The sequence below is a fragment of the Streptomyces sp. NPDC006687 genome, from assembly GCF_040636215.1.
Taxonomy (GTDB): Bacteria; Actinomycetota; Actinomycetes; order Streptomycetales; family Streptomycetaceae; genus Streptomyces.
In genome coordinates, this window is the sequence record NZ_JBEYJJ010000008.1 from 113,413 (window position 1) to 134,251 (window position 20,839).

The following is a 20,839-nucleotide window of genomic DNA, read 5'->3' on the forward strand; positions in this document are numbered from 1 at the left end:
GCTCATCGTATGTGCCGACCGCGTCCCGCCGTCCGAGGCGATGGTCCTGGTCGAACGCCCTGTCCGGTGAGGGGGGTTCTGCGCACGGAGCGCCCGGCCAGCACATCGGTGCGCCGGCCGTCGCGGATGACGAACCGGCCGTCGATCAGCACGTACGGGATGCCGGACGGCAGGGTGCGCGGGCGGTCGTACGTGGACCCCGCCGCGACCGTCCGCGGGTCGAAGAGGACGAGATCGGCCCGGTACCCCTCGCGCACCAGCCCCCGGTCCGACAGCCGCAGCCGGGCCGCAGGCCGGCCCGACAGGTGCGCCACGCACTCCTCCAGCGAGAGCACCCCCAGCTCGCGCACGTAGTGGCCGAGGTAGTGCGGGAAGGTGCCGTACGCCCTCGGGTGCGGCTTCGCCCCGTGCAGGATCCCGTCCGAGCCGCCGGTGTGCACCCGGTGGCGCATGATCGCCCGCACGTTCTCCTCGTGGCCCACGTGCTGGAGGACCGTGGTGCCGAGCCGGTCGCCCAGCAGCAGCCGGCGCGCGCTCTCCCAGCCGTCGAGGCGGGTGCCGACGTGGTGGCCGTAGGCGGGGTCCGTGGTCCCGGACACCTCGACCGACGGCCAGTCCACCGGCACCCCGTGGCAGCCGTCGGAGCCCTCCGTCTCCAGCGCGTGCCGGATCCGCCCGGCGGTGGGGCCGTCCGCGAGCCGGGCCAGCAGGGCGCCGGGGCCGCCCTCGTGCGCCCAGCCGGGCAGCAGGGCGGCGAGGGTGGTGCAGCCGGGGGTGTAGGGGTAGCTGTCGAGGGTGACGTCGGTCCCGGCGGCGAGGGCCTCGTCCAGCAGGGCCAGCAGCTCGGGGGCGCGGCCCCGGTTCTCGGGGAAGTTCAGGGTGGCGTGCGCGAGGTGCAGGGCGCAGCCGGTCTCCCGGGCGAGGGCCAGCATCTCGGCGTAGGCGGCGAGGGCGCCGCGCCCGTACGAGCGGTGGTGGGGGCAGTAGTAGCCGCCGTAGCGGGCCACGACCGCGCACAGGCCGGCGAGTTCGGCTCCGGAGGCGTACATGCCGGGGGTGTAGGTGAGCCCGGAGGACATCCCGACGGCGCCGTCCTCCAGCCCTTCGGCGACGAGCTGCCGCATCCGGGCGGCCTCGGCGGGGGTCGGCGGCCTGTCCTCCCAGCCGAGCACGTACGCCCGTACCGTGCCCTGCGGTACGAGGTAGGCGGCGTTGACGGCGCAGCCCTGTCCGCCGTGGGCCCGGTCCAGCCGGCCGAGGTACTCCCCGACCGTGCGGAAGTCGAACGTGACGTCCTCGCCAGGGCCGTTCCACCCGGCGATCGCGGTGCGGACCCCGGCCAGGGTCCGCTCGTCGGCGGGCGCGTAGGACAGCCCGTCCTGGCCGAGGACCTCCAGGGTCACGCCCTGGGCGGCCTTGGCGCTGTGGTCCGGGTCGCGCAGCAGGGCGAGGTCGCTGTGGGCGTGCATGTCGACGAACCCGGGCGCGAGGACCAGCCCGTCGGCGTCGACGGTCCGCCGCCCGCCGCCGGGCAGCCGGCCGATGGCGGTGATCCGCCCCTCGTGCACGCCGACGTCGGCGCGGTAGGAGGGCCCGCCGCTGCCGTCGGCGACACGGGCGCCCCGTATGACGAGATCCACCGCCCGGCCCGCCCGCGGCCTAGAAGAAGGTCCGCACGTACTCGCGGACGGCCCCGTCGGCGTCGACGACCGGGATCAGCGGCCACTTCTCGAAGATGGTGCACGGGTGCGACATCCCGAGCGCCACCCAGTCGCCGACCTGTACGTCCTCGGCGGAACCGGTCTCCAGCCAGGCGTGCTGGTCGGACAGCTTGACCACCCGGACGCCGGTTGCGGCCCGCTCCGCGCCGGTGAAGGCGTCCCGCACCAGCTCGGCCTCCGGCAGCCCGAGGTCGTAGGCGATGTCGCGCTTGCCGGCGTTGACGAACGCCTGGGTGGGGGAGGGGCGCGAGACGACCTGCGTCCAGAGCCGGAACGCGGGGCGCAGCCCGCCCTCCTCGGGGACCCGGTTGAAGGGGGTCAGGCGGCCGTACCAGCCGTGGTCGTGGGAGACGTACGCCCCGGAGCGCAGCAGCTTCAGCACGGGCCGGGACAGGGCGGGCAGTTCCCCGAACACGTCGGCGACGGCGTCGAACCAGGCCGAGCCGCCCGCGCTGACGACGATCTCCTCCACCTCGGACCCGAACCGCCCGGCCTTGTCGAACTCGACGGCGAGGGCGGTGAGCCGGCGCAGCCAGGCGTGCACCGACTCCGGGTCGGCGCCGGGCACCTCGGCCTCGTACCCGGCGACGCCGGTCAGGCGCAGGGTGGAGGTCGCGGCCACGGCGTCGGCGACGGCCCGGCAGTCCTCGTCGCTGCGGGCCCCGGTACGGGCGCCCTCGCCGGCGCCGAGCTCGACGACGACGTCCACCACCGCGCCCTGCCCCTGGAGGGCGCGGTCCATGAGCTGGACGCCGCGCACGGAGTCCACGTAGCAGACGAACCGGAAGGCGGGGTCGGCCGTCAGTTCGGCGGCGACCCAGCGCAGGGCGGCGGGGTCGACGAGCTCGTTGGCGAGGAAGATCCGCTGGATGCCGAAGGCCCGGTAGACGCGGGCCTGGTGGGGGACGGCGGCGGTGATGCCCCAGGCGCCGTGCTCCAGCTGGCGCTCGAAGAGCTGGGGGGCCATGCAGGTCTTGCCGTGCGGGGCGAAGGCCAGCTGGTGGCGGTCGGCGTACGCGCCGAGGACGGCGAGGTTGTGGGCGAGGGCGTCGGCGTCCAGGGTCAGGACGGGGGTGGTGAACCCGCCGGTGAACAGGTCCCGCGCCTGGGCGGCGAGCTCGCCGACGGTGAGGCCGGCGGCCTCGGCGTCCGGGGGGAGGCCCTTGAAGCGGTGGTCGACGGGTTCGGCGGCGAGGCGTCGGACGGCGTCGCTGGGCATGGGGCCTCCTGGTGGTGCGGGTGGTGCTTGTGGTGTAACACCGCATACGACGAGGGGTCAACGGGCCGTGGTTCCGGCAGGGGTGCGCGCGTCGTACGGGCTAGCGAACCGCTCGAGCCCCGGCCGCCGGCGGGCCCGGCGCTGACACCATCGGTGCGGAGCACCGCTCCACCCACCGGACACCCCACCACGAACCCAGCAGAGGATCCCGTGAGCGAGAAGACCGCCATCACCCCCGCCGCCCACCCCGCCGCCCCCGCGAAGTTCTCGCACGGGGTCCGCAAGGGCAACATCCTCCAGGTCGCCGGCCAGGTCGGCCAGCTGCCGGGCGCCGCCGGGCAGCCGCCCGTCGTCGCCGGGCCGACCCTGCGCGAGCAGACCCTCCAGACCCTGGAGAACGTCCGCTCCGTCCTGGAGGCGGGCGGCGCGGGCTGGGACGACGCCATGATGATCCGCGTCTACCTGACCGACACCGCCCACTTCGCGGAGATGAACGAGGTCTACAACGCCTACTTCGAGGAGCAGGGCGTCAAGGTCCCCGCCGCCCGCACCACGGTCTACGTCGGCCTGCCCGCCGGCCTGCTGATCGAGATCGACGCCCTCGCCGTCCTGGACTGACCGGCGCGGAGGGCGCCCCCCTGGCGGTGGGGCGCCCCGGGCGGGCCCGCCGCGCCTAGGCGCAGTACTGGGCTTCCTTGCCGATCGAGCGGTACATGCAGTCGGCGTTCTCCAGCAGCTGGAGCACCGCGTCCCTGTTGCGGGCCGTCTCACGGTCGATGACCTCGTCGGGCGGGTAGAAGCCGCCGCCCGCGCCGCTGTCGGAGGGGTACATCTCGAAGGTGTAGGCGAAGACCTTCTGGTCGCCCCACAGCCAGTCGTCGATCGTGCCGTCGGTGATGTACAGGTCGCTGGACTGCTCCGGCGTGTAGCCGTTGCTGGCGGCCATGCTGGTGCCGATCTTCTTGTACACGGCCAGGTCGTCCGCGGTCATGCCCGGCGCCGTGTCGTTGTACGTCCAGCCGAAGGGCCACAGCACGAGCTCGCTGTAGGTGTGGAAGTCGATGGCGGCCTTGATCTGCTGCTTGCCGCCGACGATCCGGCTGCGGACGAAGTCGGAGACCACCTTCACCTCGGGCGCCGAGGCGGCCGACGGCCCGCGGTAGGTCTCGGAGCTCTTGCTGCCGCTGGAGCCGCCGCAGCAGCCCCACTTGTAGTCCCAGTTGCGGTTGAGGTCGGTGCCCACGGCCGTGGAGCCGGAGTTGGGCTGCCGGTTCTTGCGCCAGGAGCGGTAGGAGCCGGTGGCGATGTCGTACTCGCCGCCGTCCGGGTTGAGGTCGGGGACGATCCAGATCTCACGGCTGTTGACCATGTTCGTGATCCGCGGGTCGGTCCCGTACTGGGAACCGAACTCCTTCAGCAGGTACAGGGCCATCTCGACGGTCAGGTGCTCCCGGGCGTGCTGGTGTGCGGTGAAGAGCACCTCGGGTTCGTTCTCGTCGGTGGCGACGTTGTCGCTGATCTTGATGGCGATGATGTCGCGGCCCTGGTACGACTTCCCGATGACCTGCTTGCTCATGATCCCGGGGTACTGGGCGATGCGCTGGTCGATCTCCGCGTTCGCCTCGGCGTAGTTGTGGTACCTGGAGTCGGCCGAGGGGAAGTCCATCGGGCGGGTGGCGACGCCCCGCTCGGAGCGGTCCGGCGGTCCGGCCAGGGCGGTCAGCCGGTAGCCGCGGGCGCGCAGGGCCTTGGCCTGGGCCGGGGTCGCGCTGACCACGACCGAGCGGGCGTCCACCTCGTCGATGGAGACCCCGCTGCTCAGCAGGGCGGTGCGTTCGGCGGCGGTGGAGGGGCCCTGGACCTCGTACTGGACGACCGCCTCGTCCTGGGTGGCCGTCGAGGGGGTGGGCGGCGGGGCTGCCGTCGCGCTCATGCCGTAGGCGGGTGCGCCGAGCGCGAGCGCCAGCAGGGCGGCCGTGACGGCGGCCCTCCGGCGGGTGTGGAGCCGCATGCGTTCTCCTGGGTGGGGAGTGTGGGGGTAGCCGTGCGGACGCGCACAGCGTGCTCTTGTGGCATGTCCCGGTCAATAGCCCCAGGCGTACCCGGAGCCGGACACCGCACCGAATCAGCCACCCCCACACACCTACCGCCTACGGCAGCCCGTGGACCTTCGGACCCACCGCGTTCGACCAGGTACTACCCGCCTTGGCGTCCCAGTTCGTCGACCAGGTCATCGCCCCGCGCAGTCCGGGGTAGGTCTTCGACGGCTTGAACGACCCGCAGTTCGTCCCCCGCGCCAGGCAGTCCAGGGCGCTGTTCACCACGGACGGCGCGACATAGCCGCTGCCCGCCCCGCTGGGGGAGGCCGGTACGCCGATGCCCACCTGCGAGGGGTCGAGGCCGCCCTCCAGCTGGATGCAGGCCAGGGCGGTCAGGAAGTCCACCGAGCCCTGGGAGTAGACCTTGCCGTCGCAGCCGTTCATCGCGCCGCTGTTGTAGAACTGCGTGTTCACCACGGTGAGGATGTCCTTCACCGCCAGCGCGGTCTTGAAGTACCCGCCCTGCGTGGACTGCATGTCGATGGTCTGCGGAGCCATCGTCAGGACCAGCGACGGACCGGCCTTCGCCGCCAGCGCGCGCAGCGCCTGGGTCATGTACGTCGGGTTGAGGCCGTTCTCCAGGTCGATGTCGATCCCGCTGAACCCGTACTCCTGCATCAGCGCCCAGGCGGAGTTCGCCAGGTTCGTCGCGGAGGCGGAGTCGTTGACCGAGATCGTGCCCTTCTCGCCGCCGATGGACAGGACGACGGATTTGCCCGCCGCCTTCTTCGCGGCGATGTCCGCCTTGAACTGCGCGACGGTGTAGCCGCCGAGGCCGGCCGAGTCCAGGGTGAAGCCGATCGCGCCGGGCGTGGACGTGGCGTCGGCGAAGGAGACGGCGATGATGTCGTACTGGGCGGAGACGTCGGAGAGCTTCTGGACGGTCGCGCCGTTGTTGAAGTTCTGCCAGTAGCCCGTCAGGGCGTGCTTCGGCACGGAGGGGTTGGGGCTGGGGGTGCCCCCGCCGGTGGTGGTGCCGGTGACCGGGGCGGACTTCGGCCCTTCTCCGGCCGCGTTGTACGCGCTCACCTGGAAGGAGTACGAGGTGGCCGCGGCGAGCCCGGTGAGCTGCGCGGAGGTGGCGCTGACCGTCTGGACGCGGGCGCCGTCCTGGTAGACGTGGTAGCCGCTCGCGCCGCTGACCGCGTTCCACGAGAGGGTGAGCGCGTGGTCGCCCTGGCCGGAGACCGTGGCCCCCGCCGGGGCGCCGGGCAGGCCCGGGCCGGGGTCGGTGCCTCCGCCCCCGTCGGGGCCGAAGACGCTGAACTCGTCGACGAGGTAGGAGCTCTGGCCGTACCAGCCGTGGGTCCAGACGGTGACCTGGGTGGTGTTCGGCCCGGTGGTGAAGGTGGTCGACAGCTTCTGCCAGCCGCCGCCGGAGCCGGGGGTCCAGGTGGAGACGTCCTGGGTGCCGGTGCCGGTTGCGCCCAGGTAGACGTACGAGCCCTGGACCTGGGCGCTGAGGGTGTACGTGGAATTCGGCTTGACCGTGACGGTCTGGCCGCACTGGGCGTTGTCCTGGCCCGCCGGGGTGGCGCGCAGGGCGCCCGAGCCGGCGTAGACGGGGGAGGGGACGGCGGCGCCCGAGCCGGCGGAGCACGACCAGCCGGTGAGGCCGGACTCGAAGCCTCCGTTGCGGGCGACGTTGACGTCGGCGGCCTGGGCGGTACCCGCCGTGAGGGCGGTGAGCCCGCCCGCGGCGAGGGTGGCGGCGCCCAGCAGGGCGAGGGAGCGTATGCGGTTCACGTGGGCTCCGTGGGGGGAGTGAAAGGGGTGGAGCGGAAGGGAGTTCGAAGGATCCGGACGGAGGGGAGTGGGGTTCCCCGCGACCGGAAGCTGACGTGCAGCCAAGTTGGTCCAGACCAATCTCGGTGTCAAGGGTGTTTGCGAACTGGCTGGAAAACAACGGGTTCCGGGATCCCGGTTGTCCGGGTTTCGCGCCACCTGTGCCATGTGCTTCCGGCACGGGAATCACCAAGCCCCTGACCCGCCGAGGGAGACGCGGATATGGTGCTCGGGCAAGGGGGAAGGCGCGCCGGGTGTTTGCGGTCGCGCAGCGCCGCGCGTACGCCCAGGCGTTCGTGCGCGTACCTGACGGCCCGGGGAACGGCCGTCGCGTACAGGGTGAACGGGGGGATCCACGTGCCGACCGCCATCGCTGTCACCAGTGCCGATCTGGTGCTGCCGGCCCCCGACCGGCACACCCCGGGCGCCGCCGTCCTGGGCCCGCCCGGCGAGAGCGGACTGGAGAGCGCGCTCGCCGAGACCACCGCCCTGCTGGAACGGCACGGCCACCTCGTGGCCCTCGTACCGCCCTGGCTGCCCCCGGCCACCGTCCGCCGGCTGCACACCGTGCGGGCCATCCTGGAGACCGGCCGGATCGCCCTCCTCGACATCGACCTCCCGCCGCTGGGCACGGCCGTGCTGGCCCGTCAGCTGCGCCAGCTCACCGTCACCGACCTCAGCCCCGGGGTGCTCGCCTCCGCCGCCCGGCTGCTGTCCCACTACGTCTACGCGGGCGCCCTGCTGGGCAGCGTCGCCCGGCTGGACCGGATCCCCGTCGGGCTGAAGGCCCACGCCCGCTCCTGGTCGCCCGGCGCCCAGTTCGCCGTCCTCGCCCACCCGCAGCCGCACCTGGCCCGGCTCGGAGCCTCCGCGGCCCCCGCCCACGGCGGAGTGCTGCCCCCCGGACCCGCCTTCGCCACCCACCTCACCTTCGCGCGCGGACAGCTGGCCTCCGACTGGGTCGCGGCCCAGCTGGCCCCCGCCTGGAAGGTGGGCGGCGTCATGGAGAACCCCCTCCCGGCCGACTCCGCCCGCTGGTGGGCCACCCCCAAGCTGGTCGAGTTCGCCGCCGCCATCCCGGACGTCTCCGTCCTCTACCGGCTCGTCGCCTCGGTCCGCCGCGAACAGTGCCGCTGGTGCGGCTTCGAGCTCATCGGCGACCGCTGCGGCTTCTGCTCCGCCCCGCTCGCCGCCCCACCGCCCGGGGACGACGCCGCCCCACGGGCCGCCGCCCGCGGCGGATCCGGATCCTGACCGCCCGAACGAACGAAGAACGGCGAGGTAGTACGGCTCATGAACTCACGCCAGCGCCGCGGCGTCATCCTGCTCCTGCTGTCGGCCGTGTGCGCCCTCGCGGCGTTCGCCGGGGTGCTCGTGGTGATAGGCGACGTCAACTCCAAGGTCGGCGCCGAGGTCGTCGCGTACCGCGTCAAGGGCGACATCGCCCCGTACAGCGCCCTGACGTCCGGCCAGTTCGAGGAGGTCAAGATCCCCAAGCGGTGGCTGCCGGACACCGCCGTCGACGACCTCGGGGCCCTCCAGGGCAAGATCGCGCTCACCACCCTGAAGAAGGGCTCCCTGCTCCAGAGCGACATGTTCGTCGACCAGCCGAAGCTCCAGCCCGGGGAGCAGGAGATCGCCATCATGATCGACGCGGCCACCGGTGTGGCCGGAAAGATCACCTCCGGGGCCAAGGTCAACATCATCGCCACCTTCAAGGGCGCCAAGGAGGCCGACCCCTCCCGCTCGGTGATCATCGTCGCCAACGCCCGGGTGCTGGGGGTCGGCAAGCTCACCGCGCTGGACAAGGACAGCGACAAGAAGGGCCCCGCCGAGGCCGTCCCGATCACCTTCGCCCTGAACACCAAGGACACCCAGCGCGTCGCCTACGCCGAGTCCTTCGCGGAGCACGTCCGCCTGGCCCTCGTCGCCCCCGGCACCGACTCCGCCCCGAGCCCGGGCGACCGCACGTACACCCTCGACGGGGACAAGTGAGGCGCGGATGACCATTCGAATCCTCCCCGCGGCGGGCGACGCCGACGCCGCCCGCTCCCTCGTCGCCCTGCTCGGCCAGCTCCCCGACGCCGAGCCCGCCCCGCCCGTCCCCGACTCCACCTCCCTCCTCGACATCCTGGGCCGGCTCGCCGCCGACTCCGTCGACGAGCTGCCCGAGGTGGTCCTGGTCCACGAGCGGATCGGGCCCGTCCCCGCGCTGGAACTCGTCCGCGAAGTCGCCCTGCGCTTCCCGGCCGTCGGCGTGGTCCTGCTCTCCTCGGACACCGGGCCCGCGGTGTTCTCCGCCGCCATGGACTCCGGCGCGCGGGGCCTGGTCGGGCTGCCCCTGCACTACGAGGAGCTCGCCGCCCGGACCGGAGCCGCCGCCCAGTGGTCGGCGGGCGTACGCCGGCACCTGGGCCTGGGCGCGCAGGCGAACACCGGCCCGGGCGGGCGGGTGGTCACCGTCACCGGCGCCAAGGGCGGCGTCGGCACCACCTTCACCGCCGTCCAGTTCGCCCTGGCCGCGGCCGCCTCGGGACGCCGCACGGCCCTGGTGGACCTCGATCTCCAGGCCGGGGACGTCGGCTCCTACCTCGACGTCCAGTTCCGCCGCTCCATCGCCGACCTCGCCGGCATCCAGGACATCTCTCCCCGCGTCCTCCAGGACGCCGTCTACGAGGACCGCACCGGCCTGGCCCTGCTGCTGGCCCCGGCGGAGGGCGAGCGCGGCGAGGACCTCGACGAACGCGCCACCCGCCAGGTCCTCAGCGCCCTGCGCGCCCGCTACGAGCTGGTCGTGGTCGACTGCGGCACCCAGGTCACCGGCGCCAACGCCACCGCCGTCGAGCAGGCCGACGTGGCCGTCCTGGTCACCACCCCGGACGTGGTCGCCGTCCGCGCGGCCAAGCGGATGGTGCGGATGTGGGAGCGGCTCCAGGTGCGCAAGGCGCAGGACACCGCGCTGGTGGTCAACCGCTGGAGCAAGCACACGGAGATACAGCCCGCGCTGATCGAGAAGATCACCCGGACCCGTCCGACCCGCACCCCGGTGCCCGCCGCCTTCAAGGAGCTCCAGGGGGTGGTGGACGCGGGCCGGGTGCAGGACCTCGACAACCGCTCGACGGTCAAGCAGGCCCTGTGGGCCCTGGCGGGGGAACTGGGGCTGCTCGCGGACCCGTCCGCCGCCGGGTCCTCCGCTCCGTCCCCGGCGGCGGTGGCCGGACGGGGGGCCGGACGCGGGGCCGGCTCCGCCCTGGCGGTCCGCGCGGCGGGCCCGGTGTCCCGGCTGCGGCGCGGGCGGGAGGGCTGAGCGATGCGGGGGCGGCCGGGGGCGCGGGACCGGGACCGGGGGCAGGTGGCGGTGGAGTTCGTCGGCATGGTCCCGCTGATCCTGCTGCTCCTGGCGGCGGTGTGGGAGTGCGTACTGATCGGCTACGCCTTCTCCCTCGCCGGGAACGCCGCCGACGAGGGGGCGCGGGCGGGCGCGGTGCACGGGGACGGCGCCTGCCGGACGGCCGCCGCCGAGCACATCGGGGAAGCGTGGGGCATGAGGGCGGACTGCGGCCCGTCCGGGGACGTCTACAAGGCCACGGTCAAGCTCAGCATCCCGGTCCTCTACCCGGGCCTGAACTTCGGGGAGATCACGGGGACGGGCGGCGCGGCGACGGAGAAGGAGGCGCGATGAACCGGTACCGGGGCCGGGACCGGGGCCAGGTGGCCCTGGAGTACATCGGGTTCGTCCCGATCCTGCTGTTCGTCGCGCTGTGCGGGATCCAGCTGGGCTGGATCGCGTACGTCCACGAGCAGGCCGACACCGCCGCCCGTACCGCGGCCCGCGTGGAGGCCCGCAAGGGCTCGGGCGGGGAGGCGGCGGGCGCGGCGGCCGTCCGCGGGAGCCTCGCCCCCGTCGTGAAGGTGAGCAAGGACGCCGACGCGGTCACCGCCACCGTGACCATCCCCATCAGCTCGCTCGTGCCCGGCCTGTCCATCGACCCGGCCGAGGCCACCGCCGTCATGCCCAACGACGCCCCGACCGACGCAACCGGAGCCCGCCCATGAGCCTGCGATCCCGGGTCAGCACCCCCGACGACCGGCACGGCCCCCGCGAGGACGGCCGGCTCGTCTCCTCCTACCGCGCCAAGCTGCTGGAGGAGATCGACCTCGCCGAGATGTCCGCGCTCGCGCCCGCCGAGCGCCGGGCCCGCCTGGAACGCGTCCTGGGCCACATCATCAGCCGCGAGGGCCCCGTCCTGTCCACCGCCGAACGGGCCCAGCTGATCCGCCGCGTGGTGGACGAGGCCCTCGGCCTCGGCGTGCTCGAACCGCTCCTGGAGGACGCCTCCATCTCCGAGATCATGGTCAACGGCCCCGACCAGATCTTCGTCGAGCGCGCCGGCCGGGTCGAACAGCTCCCGATCCGCTTCGCCTCCCACGAGCAGCTGATGCAGACCATCGAGCGCATCGTCTCCACCGTCAACCGCCGCGTGGACGAGGCCAATCCGATGGTCGACGCCCGCCTGCCCAGCGGGGAGCGCGTCAACGTCATCATCCCGCCGCTCTCCCTCACGGGCGCGACCCTGACCATCCGCCGCTTCCCGCGCGCCTTCACCCTGCACGAGATGATCGCGCTCGGCTCCCTGGACGAGCAGATGCTGCTCCTGCTGTCCGGGATGGTCCAGGCGCGCATGAACCTGATCGTCTCCGGCGCCACCGGCACCGGGAAGACCACCCTCCTCAACGCCCTCTCGGGCCTGATCCCCGAGGGCGAGCGGGTCATCACCATCGAGGACTCCGCCGAACTCCAGCTCCAGCAGGCGCACGTGATCCGCCTCGAATCCCGCCCCGCCAACGTCGAGGGCAAGGGCCAGATCACCATCCGCGACCTCGTCCGCAACTCCCTGCGCATGCGCCCCGACCGCATCATCGTCGGCGAGGTCCGCGGCGGCGAGACCCTCGACATGCTCCAGGCCATGTCCACCGGACACGACGGCTCCCTCGCCACCGTCCACGCCAACAGCTCCCAGGACGCGCTGATGCGCCTGCAGACCCTCGCCTCCATGTCGGAGGTCGAGATCCCCTTCGAGGCGCTCCAGGACCAGATCAACAGCGCCGTCAACGTCATCGTCCAGCTCACCCGTTTCGGCGACGGTTCGCGCCGCGTCACCGAGATCTCCGTCCTCGACTCGCACGGCCGCGAACCGTTCCGCATCACCACGGTCTGCCGTTACGTCGCCCAGCCCATGGCCGCCGACGGGCGCGTGCACGGCTACTTCGCCTACGCCCCCCTCCCGCGCCGGATCGCGGAGCGCCTCTACATGAACAACCAGCCGATCCCCCAGGCGTTCGGGGTCGCCCCGCCCGAGGGCCACCTCGACCCGCTCACCTCCCGGACCGTCCTGTGACCGACCTCGTCCTCCTCACCCTCGGCGCCACCCTGCTGGCCGGCCTGCTCGTCTCCCTCGGGGTGCACGCCTACGCCGCCGGACTGGCCCAGCGCGCCGCCCTCGTCGAACGCCTCGCCGCCGAAGGGGCCCCGGAGACCACCGGCCGCAGACGCCGCTTCCCCGGGGTGGACCGGCGCCTGCGCGGGACGAAGCTCGGCCGGCGCATCGAGGTCAAGCTGGCCACCACCGGCCTGGACCTCACCCCGGGCGAGTTCTTCGTCGCCGGGCTGGTGGGGGTCGCGGGGGTGTGGCTGGTCTCCGCCGCCCTGCTGGCGCCCTTCTTCGGCCCGGTCGCGGGCCTGATCGGCCTGTGGGCCGCGAACGCCTTCCTCGACTGGCAGCGGGCGCGCCGCACCGAGCGGTTCGTCAACCAGCTGCCGGAGCTGGCCCGGATCCTCGCGAACGCCACCCAGGCCGGACTCGCCCTGCGCACGGCCATCGGGATGGCGGCGGAGGAACTGGAGGCCCCGGCGGGGGAGGAGCTGTCCCGGGTCGCGGACCGGCTCGCGGTGGGGCACTCCGTCGAGGAGGCGCTGGGGGAGATCGCGGAGCGGCTGCCCTCGCGGGAGCTGGTCGTCCTGGTCTCCACCCTCGTGCTGTCGGCGCGGGCCGGCGGGGCCATCGTGGGGAGCCTGCGCAACCTGGTGGTCACCCTGGAGCAGCGCAAGGAGACGCGCAGGGAGATCCGTACGCAGCTCTCCCAGGTCACCGTCACCGCCTACCTGGTCCCGGCGATCGGTCTGGGCTCGCTGCTGCTGGTCGACCTGATGATGCCCGGCGCGCTGGACCGGATGACCGGCGCCCTGATCGGCCAGACGGCCGTCCTGGTCGCCCTGGGCCTGTTCACCCTCGGCTTCGTCCTCATCCGCCGCCTGTCGAAGATCGACGTCTGACGGGAGGACGACGCCACCATGACCACGACCCTGACCCCCTACCTCCCGGTCCTGCTCGCCGCGGCCGCCGCCCTCTCGGTCTTCGGCGTCCTGCACGGCATCCGCCTCTACCGCGCCGACGTCGAACTCCCCACCGACCTCGCTTTCGCCCTGGAGGTCGGCTCCTCGCGCACGACGGCCGTCGGCTCGCTCGTCGACCGCCTCGGCATCCGCTGGGCGCCGCTGGTGCTGCGGCTGATGGGGCCCAAGCGGGTGGCCCGCAAGCGCGCCCAGATCGACCGGGCGGGCAACCCGGCGGGCCTGACCATCGACCGGTACGCGGCCCGGCGCGCGGTCTACGGCTTCCTCGGCGGCCTGGGCGCGTTCGCGATGCTCCTGAACGGCCAGCTCGTCATCGCCCTCCTCATGATCGCCTTCGGTCTGTTCTGGATCGAGGCGGGCCTGTGGTCGGCGATCCGGATCCGCCGCGACGACATCGAGCGCACCCTGCCCGACTTCCTCGACGTCCTCGCGGTCGTCGTCAGCGCCGGGCTCGGCTTCCGGCAGGCCCTGGAACGCGTGGCGGGCAAGTACGAGGGCCCCTGGGCGGACGAGGTCCGCATCACGCTCCAGCAGATGGACATGGGCGTCAGCCGCCGCCAGGCGTTCGACGAACTGCGCCGCCGCAACGACAGCGAGCAGGTGGCCCAGTTCGTCACCGCCCTCCAGCAGGGCGAGGAGCTGGGCTCCCCGATCGTGGACACCCTGATCGCCCTCGCGGAGGACATGCGCCGCACGGACGCCCAGAACGCCCGCCGCCGCGCCGCCCGCGCCGTCCCGAAGGCCACGTTCGCGGTGACGATGTTCATGCTGCCCGGCACCCTGATCCTGCTGGTCTGCGGCTTCGTCTACGGCGCGAACGTGGACTTCGCCGCCCTCCTGAACGGCCGCTGACCATGTCCCGGCCCCACCCGCGCTCCCGGCACCCGGATCCACCTGACCCTCCCCCTGGAAGGCACCCCCTGATGCCCGGCCTCCGCGTCCTGATCGCCGACGACAACCCGGTCATACGGGCCGGCCTGGCCGCCCTCCTGACGGCGGCGGGCTCCACCGAGGTGGTCGCCGAGGCGTCGGACGGCCGCGAGGCCCTCAGCCTGACGCGCCACCACGCCCCCGACCTGGTCCTCCTCGACGTCCGCATGCCGGGCGTGGACGGCATCTCGGCCCTGCCGCACCTGGTGCGCCTGGCGCCGGTCCTGATGCTCACCTACAGCCGGGATCCGGACATCGTCCGGGAATCGCTCCTGCTGGGTGCGGGCGGCTATCTGGTCCACGGCGAGTTCACGCCGGACGAGCTCCTGAGAGCCGTCCACGACGTCCGGGAGGGCCGCCCGCACTTCACCCCCACGGCGGCCGCCGTCCTCCTCACCGCCCTCCGCCACACCTCTTCGCACCCGCAACGTCCCGCACCCCAGTCCCCGGACCGCCTGCACAACTCGGTTCTCTTCGGCCTGAGTTCCCGTGAGGTGGAGATCATGGACCTGATCGCGTCCGGGATGAGCAACCAGCAGATCGCGGCGGCGTGCTTCATCAGCGAGAAGACGGTGAAGAACCACATCAACCGCATCTTCGCCAAACTCCAGAGCACCACGAGAAGCGAGGCGATAGCCCACTGGCTGGGAACCGCCCGCCCGGGGGTGAGTGGACATGGGTAGACACGATGCGCAGTGGGTCCGTAAATGGGCCCCGGGACCCTTGGTTACCTCTCGTCACTCCACGTACCGTCCGCAAATCAACAGCGGCACCGGCCCCGAAGGGAACGCCCATGTCACACAACGCGCTGCTGAAGGCGTCGGTCGAGGCGAAACTCCGCCTGACCGGCTGGACGGACACGACGGTGTCCCGCATCCGCAAGCGTTACGCGAACCTCGACCGGGGACAGACCGCCTTCGAGTACCTGGGCATCATCCTGGTGGTCGTGGTGATCATCGGTGCGATCGTCGGCTCCGGCATCGGTTCGGAGATCACATCGAGGATCAAGGAAGCGGTGAAGAACATCAAGGCCGGATAGCGGCGTTGCGTATGAGGCGCGACGGCGACCGAGGGCAGGCGTTCCCCTTCTACGTGGTCATGGTGGCAGGGCTGCTGTTCGCTGCACTGGCCTTCTTCGTCATCGGCCAGGCGTCCGTCACCCGGAGCGACGCGCAAGGTGCGGCGGACGCGGCGGCGCTGGCGGCAGCGCAGGACGCGCGCGACCACCTCCTTCCGGGGCTGGTCCTGTCCGAGCTGCAACCGAAGGACTGGATCGAGGTGCTCAAGGGCAACCGGCTCGGTGGCGGGGGCTGCGAGAAGGCCGACAGCTTCGCCGAGAGGAACGGCGCGACGGCGTCGTGCGCCTCCACGGGGCTCAGCTTCACCGTCGCGGTGGAGACCACCAGGACCGTGGGAAGCTCGGTGATTCCGGGAACCGAGGGCATGCGCGGGACGGCCGATGCCACAGCTGAAATCGAACCGCTCTGCCGACTCGGGGAGTTGCCCTCACCGTCGCCGGCGCCCTCGTCGTCCGCCGGCCAGACGCCTCCGCCCTCCGACGGCACCATCCCCAAGCCCGCATCACTGAAGTTCCAGTGCAAGGGGGGGAAGGAAATCACCTTCGACCCCGCGAAGCCCGTTCCATGGCGCACGTTGGGGAGAAGCCTCTTCGACGTGCGACTGACCGACTAACAGCGAGCAACGGACAAGGAAGCAGCGCACATGAGCATGCGGCAAACGGTGAAGGTTCGCGGGGGAGCGGCCGTTGCGGTTGCGGCGGTTCTCGCCCTCACGTTGGCCGGGTGTGGAGGCAGCAGCGACGACAAGGCGAAGGCCCCTGCGAAGTCCTCACCCCCGCAGTCCCAGGGAGCCGGGAGCCAGGGAGCGGCATCGGGCAACGGGCAGAGTCCGCAGCCGACCGAGGTGATCGCCACACTGAGCGGGCAGGCCGGTATGACCCTGATCATCAACTCGGTACGCCGGGACTCCGGCGGTTTCGTGACGGTCACCGGGCAGATCAAGAACACGGGCAGCGAAGCCTTCACCCATACGTCGGACTGGCGTGGGATCGAGCTGAAGGGGAGCGGCGAGTCAGTGGCGGGTGCCACGCTCGTGGACAAGGCGGGCAAGAAGCGCTACTACGTGCTTCGGGACACCGAGTCGAGGTGTCTGTGCACCACGGGCATCTCAAGCGTCGACCCTGGCCAGGCCGTTCCCTTCTTCGCCCAGTTCCCGGCACCACCGTCCGCCACCACTGAGGTGGAGTTCAGCCTTCCCACTTTCACCTCGGCCACCGTCAAAATCTCCGGGTGATCCGATGACAACACGCCTCCGGCTAGCCACATCCACAGCAGTCGCCGCCCTCGTCATCGGGGGTGCGCACCTGGTCGGCGCGGGCGCCGCCTACGCCGATGACCCTCAGCCTTCCGTGCCCCCCGGCACAGAGCCGTCGGCCGCCGCGCCCGTACCCATCGATTCCCGCGCCCCCGGCCTCAAGATCCCCCAGGGCGGCACCCTCGCCCCCGTCAAGGTGCTCGACATCGCCGAGGTCGTCGAGGATCTCGGCGGGGAGCAGCGGCGGCAGGAGACGAACCAGAACGTCATGATGGCCCTCCAGTCCGAGGTCCTCTTCCCCGAGAACAGCGCCGTCTTCAACGCCCAGGCCGCCGCCCGCATCCAGGCCATCGCGCAGGAGATCAACACCCAGAAGGCCACCCGCATCCGCGTCTTCGGCTTCACCGACGACCAGGGCAGCTACGAACACGGCCAGGAGCTCTCCAAGCAGCGCGCCGACGCCGTGCAGGCGGAGCTGGCGAAGACCGTCACCAACCCCGGCGTCACCTACGACGTGCGCGGCTACAGCGAGGACTACCCGATCGCCGACAACAGCACCGAGGAGGGCCGCAAGAAGAACCGCCGCGTCGAGATCACCTTCCCCCGCGGAGCGGCCGGCACGGCCGGTTAGCCCGGTACGGTACCGAGATGATCAAGCCGCCGGAGGCGTTCGTACGGACCACCGTCGACCGCGAGGGCGAGCCCGGCGCCGCCTGGCTCGCCCGGCTCCCCGCCTTCGTCGAGGACCTCCTCGCCCGCTGGGACTGCGCCCCCGACGGCGAGCTCACGCACGGCGGCGTCGGCCTCGTCGTCCCCGTCCGGTGGCGGCGCCGGCGGCAGCCCGCCGTGCTGAAGGTGTCGTTCCCGCACCCCGGCAACGTCCACGAGCCCGACGCCTTCACCGCCTGGCGCGGCCGCGGCGCCGTCCACCTCCTGGAGCGCGACGACGAGCGGTTCGCGATGCTGCTGGAGCGCGCCCACCCGGCCACCCTGGCGCAGGCCGCGGACGGCGACGAGCTCGTCACGGTCGCCGGCCGCCTCAACCGCCGCCTCGCCGTGCCCGCACCGCCCGGCCTGCCCCGCATGAGCGAGCAGGCCGGCGCCTGGGAGGAACAGCTGCGCGAGGACGCCGCGGAACTGACGCACCCCCTCCCGGGACGGGCGCTGGACGCGGCCGTGGCCACCGTCCGGGAACTGGGCCCCGGCCAGCCGGACACCCTCGTCCACGGCGACCTCCACGCCGGGAACATCCTGCGCGCCGACCGCGAGCCGTGGCTGGCCGTCGACCCCAAGGGCTACGTGGGCGACCCCGCGTACGACGGCGGCACGCTGCTCAAGTCCCGCGCGCTGAGCCTCATCGCGGCGGACGACCCGGTTCGGGCCGTCCACCGCGTCCTGGACGTGTTCGCCGGCTCCGCGGAACTCGACCGCGAGCGCGTCCAGCGCTGGGCCCAGTTCCACGCCGTCCAGGCGGCCCTGTGGGGCCGCCACCACGGCTTCCGCACGGCCCGCACCGGCCCCCGCCCGGACCGGCTCACCGCATTCGCCGACGACCTGGCGAACCTGCTCACCAACCGCCGCACCCGCCGCTCCTAGCCGGGCGGGGGTGGCAGGACGCACACCGAGTCTCCGGACTGTGCCCGGGCCATCGCGGCCCCCGCCTGAACGGAACGGGCCGGGACGGGGCGGGCCGGGCCGGGGTGGGCCGGAGGGGTCAGGTCCTGCGGGGCTGGTTGAAGCGGAGCATGTTGCCCGACGGGTCGCGGAAGGCGCAGTCGCGTACCCCGTACGGCTGGTCCATCGGCTCCTGGAGCACGTCGGCGCCCGCCGCCCGGATCCGCTCGAAGGTGGCGTCCACGTCGTCGGTGGTGAAGATGACCCCGCGCAGCATCCCCTTGGCCATCAGCTCCGCGACCGCCTGCTGGTCGGCGGGGGAGGCGTTCGGGTCGGCCAGCGGGGGTTCCAGGACGATCTCCACGTCCGGCTGTGCGGGCGAGCCGACGGTCACCCAGCGCATGTTCTCGTACCCGACGTCGTTACGGACCTCCAGGCCGAGCACGTCCCGGTAGAACGGGATGGCCTTGTCGTGGTCGTCGACGGCGATGAAGCACTGCGAAAGCTTGATTCCCATGCCTCCGACGCTACCCACGCGTGCCCGGTTCGGCTTCTCCGTTCCTGACCGGCCGCGTGTGGATCTTGGCGATGCAGGCGGGGATGGCGGCGCTGTCGCCGTGGTCGCGGGCCCGGTAGGCGCTCGGCGACTCGCCGACCAGCTCGGTGAAACGGGAGCTGAAGGACCCCAGGGAGGTGCACCCCACCTCGAAGCAGACCTCCGTCACCGACAGGTCCCCACGCCGCAGCAGGGCCTTGGCCCGTTCGATGCGGCGGGTCATGAGATAGCCGTACGGTGTCTCCCCGTAGGCGGCGCGGAAGCTGCGGGAGAAGTGACCGGCCGACATCAGGGCGATCCGGGCCAGGGCGGGGACGTCCAGCGGCTTCGCGTAGTCGCGGTCCATCGCGTCACGGGCCCGGCGGAGCCGGGCGAGGTCCTCCAGGTTCACACCGTCCACCCTCTCACGGGCCGGAATCCGCCCGCCGTGGAAGCGGTACGCGTACCCCGACGGGGCTCGTGTCTGTTGTGTCCCGGAGTGTGCCGGTTCGGTAGCGTGGCGTCGCGTACGCGCCCGATGACAGGAGAGGGACGCCGGTGCCGGGTTTCCAGCGCAGGACGCGGGCGGTGGTGCGGGGCGGGGAGGCTCTGGACGCGCGGTTGCCGCTGGCCGAGGTCCTGCGGGGCGGCGTACGGAAGGTCTTCCCCGACCACTGGTCGTTCCTGCTCGGGGAGCTCGCCCTCTACAGCTTCGCGGTGCTGCTGCTGACCGGGGTGTACCTGTCGTTCTTCTTCGACCCCTCCATGCGCGAGAGCGCCTACCACGGCTCGTACGGGCCGCTGCGCGGCGTCCGGATGTCACAGGCGTACCTCTCCACCCTCCGCATCAGCTTCGACGTCCGCGGCGGGCTGCTCATCCGGCAGATCCACCACTGGGCGGCGATCGTCTTCCTCGCCGCCATCGGCGCGCACCTCCTGCGCGTCTTCCTCACCGGAGCCTTCCGCCGCCCCCGCGAGCTCAACTGGATCATCGGGGTCACCCTCTTCGCGCTGGCGACGCTGGAGGGTTTCGCCGGCTACTCCCTCCCCGACGACCTGCTGTCCGGCACCGGGCTGCGCATCGCGCAGGGCATCGCGATGTCCGTCCCGGTCGTCGGCACCTACCTGGGGTTCTTCGCCTTCGGCGGGGAGTACCCGGGCACGGACATCGTCCCCCGCCTCTACCCCGTGCACATCCTGCTGGTCCCCGGCCTCCTGCTGGGCCTGATCACCGTGCACCTGCTGCTGGTGGTCCACCTCAAGCACACCCACTGGCCGGGACCCGGCCGGACCGGCCGCAACGTCGTCGGGCAGCCGTTCTTCCCCCAGTACCTCGCCAAGTCGGGCGGGCTGTTCCTCGCGGTGGCCGGGCTGCTGGCCGCCCTCGCCGCCGTCGCGCAGGTCAACCCCATCTGGGCGTACGGGCCCTACCGCGCCGACCTGGTCTCCACCGGCTCCCAGCCCGACTGGTACATCGGCTTCCTGGAGGGCTCGCTGCGGCTCATGCCCGGGGTGGAGACCCGGCTGTGGGGACACACGGTGGTGTGGAACCCGTTCGTGGCGGCCGTCCTGCTGCCCGGGGTGTTCTTCGCCGTCCTGTACGCCTACCCCTTCTTCGAGCGCTGGATCACCGGCGACCACGGCGAACGGCACCTGTGCGACCGCCCCCGCGACCGGCCCGTGCGGACGGGGCTCGGCGCGGCGGCCCTCTCCTGGTACGCCGTACTGCTGCTCGCCGGGGCCCAGGACATCCTCGCGTTCGTCTTCGCCGTGCCCCTGCCGGAGCTGACCTGGACCCTGCGCGCCGCGTTCTTCGCGGTGCCGGCGGCGGTGTTCTGGCTCACCCGGCGGCTGTGCCTGGCCTTGCAGGACCGGGAGCGGGAACTTCTGACCGGGGGCGAGGAGACGGGGCTGGTGCGTCAGGGCGTCGAGGGCGGCTTCCACCCCGCACTCCGCTCGCTGCCGGCCGACGAGCGGTACGTGATGCTCGTCGGGGACCGGCCCCGCCCGCTGGAGGACGACCGGGACCCGACCCGCTCGCTGCCGCGCCGGCTGCTGGAGCGGGCCCGGGCGGCCATCAGCTCCTGGTACTACCGCGACCGGGTCGCCTACCCGGTGACGCCCGGACAGCGCGGGGAGATCGCCGAGGTGACGGCGGGCCCCGACCGCCCGCCGGCCCCGTGACAC

The 20,839-nt window shown here is 72.6% G+C and carries 22 protein-coding genes; 16 read left to right on the forward strand and 6 right to left on the reverse strand.

Annotated elements, in window-relative coordinates; all coding sequences use genetic code 11:
• Positions 1 to 2 precede the first annotated feature (2 nt).
• Positions 3 to 1,640, reverse strand: a complete 1,638-nt coding sequence (locus tag ABZ716_RS12725) for a D-aminoacylase (RefSeq protein ID WP_358958541.1) — start codon at positions 1,638 to 1,640, stop codon at positions 3 to 5.
• 19 nt (positions 1,641 to 1,659) lie between these two features.
• Positions 1,660 to 2,940 (reverse strand): amino acid deaminase, encoded by a 1,281-nt coding sequence (locus ABZ716_RS12730; protein WP_358958543.1) that lies wholly within the window; start codon positions 2,938 to 2,940, stop codon positions 1,660 to 1,662.
• A 210-nt stretch (positions 2,941 to 3,150) separates the two neighbouring features.
• On the opposite strand from ABZ716_RS12730, the gene ABZ716_RS12735 reads away from it, so the two are divergent.
• Positions 3,151 to 3,558, forward strand: a complete 408-nt coding sequence (locus ABZ716_RS12735) for a RidA family protein (RefSeq protein ID WP_358958546.1) — start codon at positions 3,151 to 3,153, stop codon at positions 3,556 to 3,558.
• 55 nt (positions 3,559 to 3,613) lie between these two features.
• On the opposite strand, the gene ABZ716_RS12740 is transcribed toward ABZ716_RS12735, so the two are convergent.
• Entirely contained in the window at positions 3,614 to 4,951 is a 1,338-nt protein-coding gene (locus ABZ716_RS12740) for a M14 family metallopeptidase (protein WP_358958548.1), read from the reverse strand.
• 139 nt (positions 4,952 to 5,090) lie between these two features.
• Positions 5,091 to 6,785: a glycoside hydrolase family 18 protein gene (locus ABZ716_RS12745; protein ID WP_358811140.1), complete on the reverse strand. Its 1,695-nt coding sequence runs from the start codon at positions 6,783 to 6,785 to the stop codon at positions 5,091 to 5,093.
• A gap of 396 nt (positions 6,786 to 7,181) precedes the next feature.
• Between ABZ716_RS12745 and ABZ716_RS12750 the strand changes: the two genes are divergently transcribed.
• From ABZ716_RS12750 to ABZ716_RS12815, 14 genes are all read left to right on the forward strand, one after another.
• The gene (locus ABZ716_RS12750) at positions 7,182 to 8,078 is read left to right on the forward strand and encodes a hypothetical protein (protein WP_358958550.1); all 897 of its coding nucleotides are present in this window, start codon (positions 7,182 to 7,184) and stop codon (positions 8,076 to 8,078) included.
• Between the two features lie 39 nt (positions 8,079 to 8,117).
• Positions 8,118 to 8,819 (forward strand): Flp pilus assembly protein CpaB, encoded by a 702-nt coding sequence (cpaB, locus tag ABZ716_RS12755; protein WP_358811138.1) that lies wholly within the window; start codon positions 8,118 to 8,120, stop codon positions 8,817 to 8,819.
• A 7-nt stretch (positions 8,820 to 8,826) separates the two neighbouring features.
• Positions 8,827 to 10,131: an AAA family ATPase gene (locus ABZ716_RS12760; RefSeq protein WP_358958553.1), complete on the forward strand. Its 1,305-nt coding sequence runs from the start codon at positions 8,827 to 8,829 to the stop codon at positions 10,129 to 10,131.
• Positions 10,132 to 10,134: 3 nt separating this feature from the next.
• Positions 10,135 to 10,506 (forward strand): TadE family protein, encoded by a 372-nt coding sequence (locus ABZ716_RS12765; RefSeq protein ID WP_358811136.1) that lies wholly within the window; start codon positions 10,135 to 10,137, stop codon positions 10,504 to 10,506.
• Entirely contained in the window at positions 10,503 to 10,880 is a 378-nt protein-coding gene (locus tag ABZ716_RS12770) for a TadE/TadG family type IV pilus assembly protein (RefSeq protein WP_358958556.1), read from the forward strand. The genes ABZ716_RS12765 and ABZ716_RS12770 overlap by 4 nt, the downstream gene beginning before the upstream one ends.
• Positions 10,877 to 12,223 (forward strand): CpaF family protein, encoded by a 1,347-nt coding sequence (locus tag ABZ716_RS12775; RefSeq protein ID WP_358811134.1) that lies wholly within the window; start codon positions 10,877 to 10,879, stop codon positions 12,221 to 12,223. Before ABZ716_RS12770 ends, ABZ716_RS12775 begins: the two co-directional genes overlap by 4 nt.
• A complete protein-coding gene (locus ABZ716_RS12780) occupies positions 12,220 to 13,158 on the forward strand; it encodes a type II secretion system F family protein (protein ID WP_351883156.1) in 939 nt (312 codons plus the stop codon). The genes ABZ716_RS12775 and ABZ716_RS12780 overlap by 4 nt, the downstream gene beginning before the upstream one ends.
• A gap of 18 nt (positions 13,159 to 13,176) precedes the next feature.
• Positions 13,177 to 14,091: a DUF5936 domain-containing protein gene (locus ABZ716_RS12785; RefSeq protein ID WP_358958559.1), complete on the forward strand. Its 915-nt coding sequence runs from the start codon at positions 13,177 to 13,179 to the stop codon at positions 14,089 to 14,091.
• Positions 14,092 to 14,162: 71 nt separating this feature from the next.
• Positions 14,163 to 14,852 (forward strand): response regulator transcription factor, encoded by a 690-nt coding sequence (locus tag ABZ716_RS12790; protein WP_358958562.1) that lies wholly within the window; start codon positions 14,163 to 14,165, stop codon positions 14,850 to 14,852.
• A 125-nt stretch (positions 14,853 to 14,977) separates the two neighbouring features.
• On the forward strand, positions 14,978 to 15,208 hold the full coding sequence (locus tag ABZ716_RS12795; protein ID WP_355965480.1) for a hypothetical protein: 231 nt from the start codon (positions 14,978 to 14,980) through the stop codon (positions 15,206 to 15,208).
• An 11-nt stretch (positions 15,209 to 15,219) separates the two neighbouring features.
• Positions 15,220 to 15,861 (forward strand): pilus assembly protein TadG-related protein, encoded by a 642-nt coding sequence (locus tag ABZ716_RS12800; RefSeq protein ID WP_358811130.1) that lies wholly within the window; start codon positions 15,220 to 15,222, stop codon positions 15,859 to 15,861.
• A 30-nt stretch (positions 15,862 to 15,891) separates the two neighbouring features.
• Complete coding sequence (locus ABZ716_RS12805) at positions 15,892 to 16,482, forward strand: hypothetical protein (protein WP_358958564.1); 591 nt, start codon at positions 15,892 to 15,894, stop codon at positions 16,480 to 16,482.
• A 4-nt stretch (positions 16,483 to 16,486) separates the two neighbouring features.
• Positions 16,487 to 17,134 (forward strand): OmpA family protein, encoded by a 648-nt coding sequence (locus tag ABZ716_RS12810; RefSeq protein ID WP_355965397.1) that lies wholly within the window; start codon positions 16,487 to 16,489, stop codon positions 17,132 to 17,134.
• Between the two features lie 17 nt (positions 17,135 to 17,151).
• Positions 17,152 to 18,099, forward strand: coding sequence for an aminoglycoside phosphotransferase family protein (locus tag ABZ716_RS12815; RefSeq protein WP_358958567.1), 948 nt, complete (start codon positions 17,152 to 17,154; stop codon positions 18,097 to 18,099).
• A 118-nt stretch (positions 18,100 to 18,217) separates the two neighbouring features.
• Here ABZ716_RS12815 and ABZ716_RS12820 read toward each other — a convergent pair whose 3' ends face one another.
• Both ABZ716_RS12820 and ABZ716_RS12825 read right to left on the reverse strand, forming a co-directional pair.
• Entirely contained in the window at positions 18,218 to 18,634 is a 417-nt protein-coding gene (locus ABZ716_RS12820; RefSeq protein WP_358958570.1) for a VOC family protein, read from the reverse strand.
• 10 nt (positions 18,635 to 18,644) lie between these two features.
• A complete protein-coding gene (locus tag ABZ716_RS12825; RefSeq protein ID WP_351883138.1) occupies positions 18,645 to 19,064 on the reverse strand; it encodes a helix-turn-helix transcriptional regulator in 420 nt (139 codons plus the stop codon).
• A 146-nt stretch (positions 19,065 to 19,210) separates the two neighbouring features.
• On the opposite strand from ABZ716_RS12825, the gene ABZ716_RS12830 reads away from it, so the two are divergent.
• Entirely contained in the window at positions 19,211 to 20,836 is a 1,626-nt protein-coding gene (locus ABZ716_RS12830) for a cytochrome b N-terminal domain-containing protein (protein WP_358958573.1), read from the forward strand.
• Positions 20,837 to 20,839: the final 3 nt, after the last annotated feature.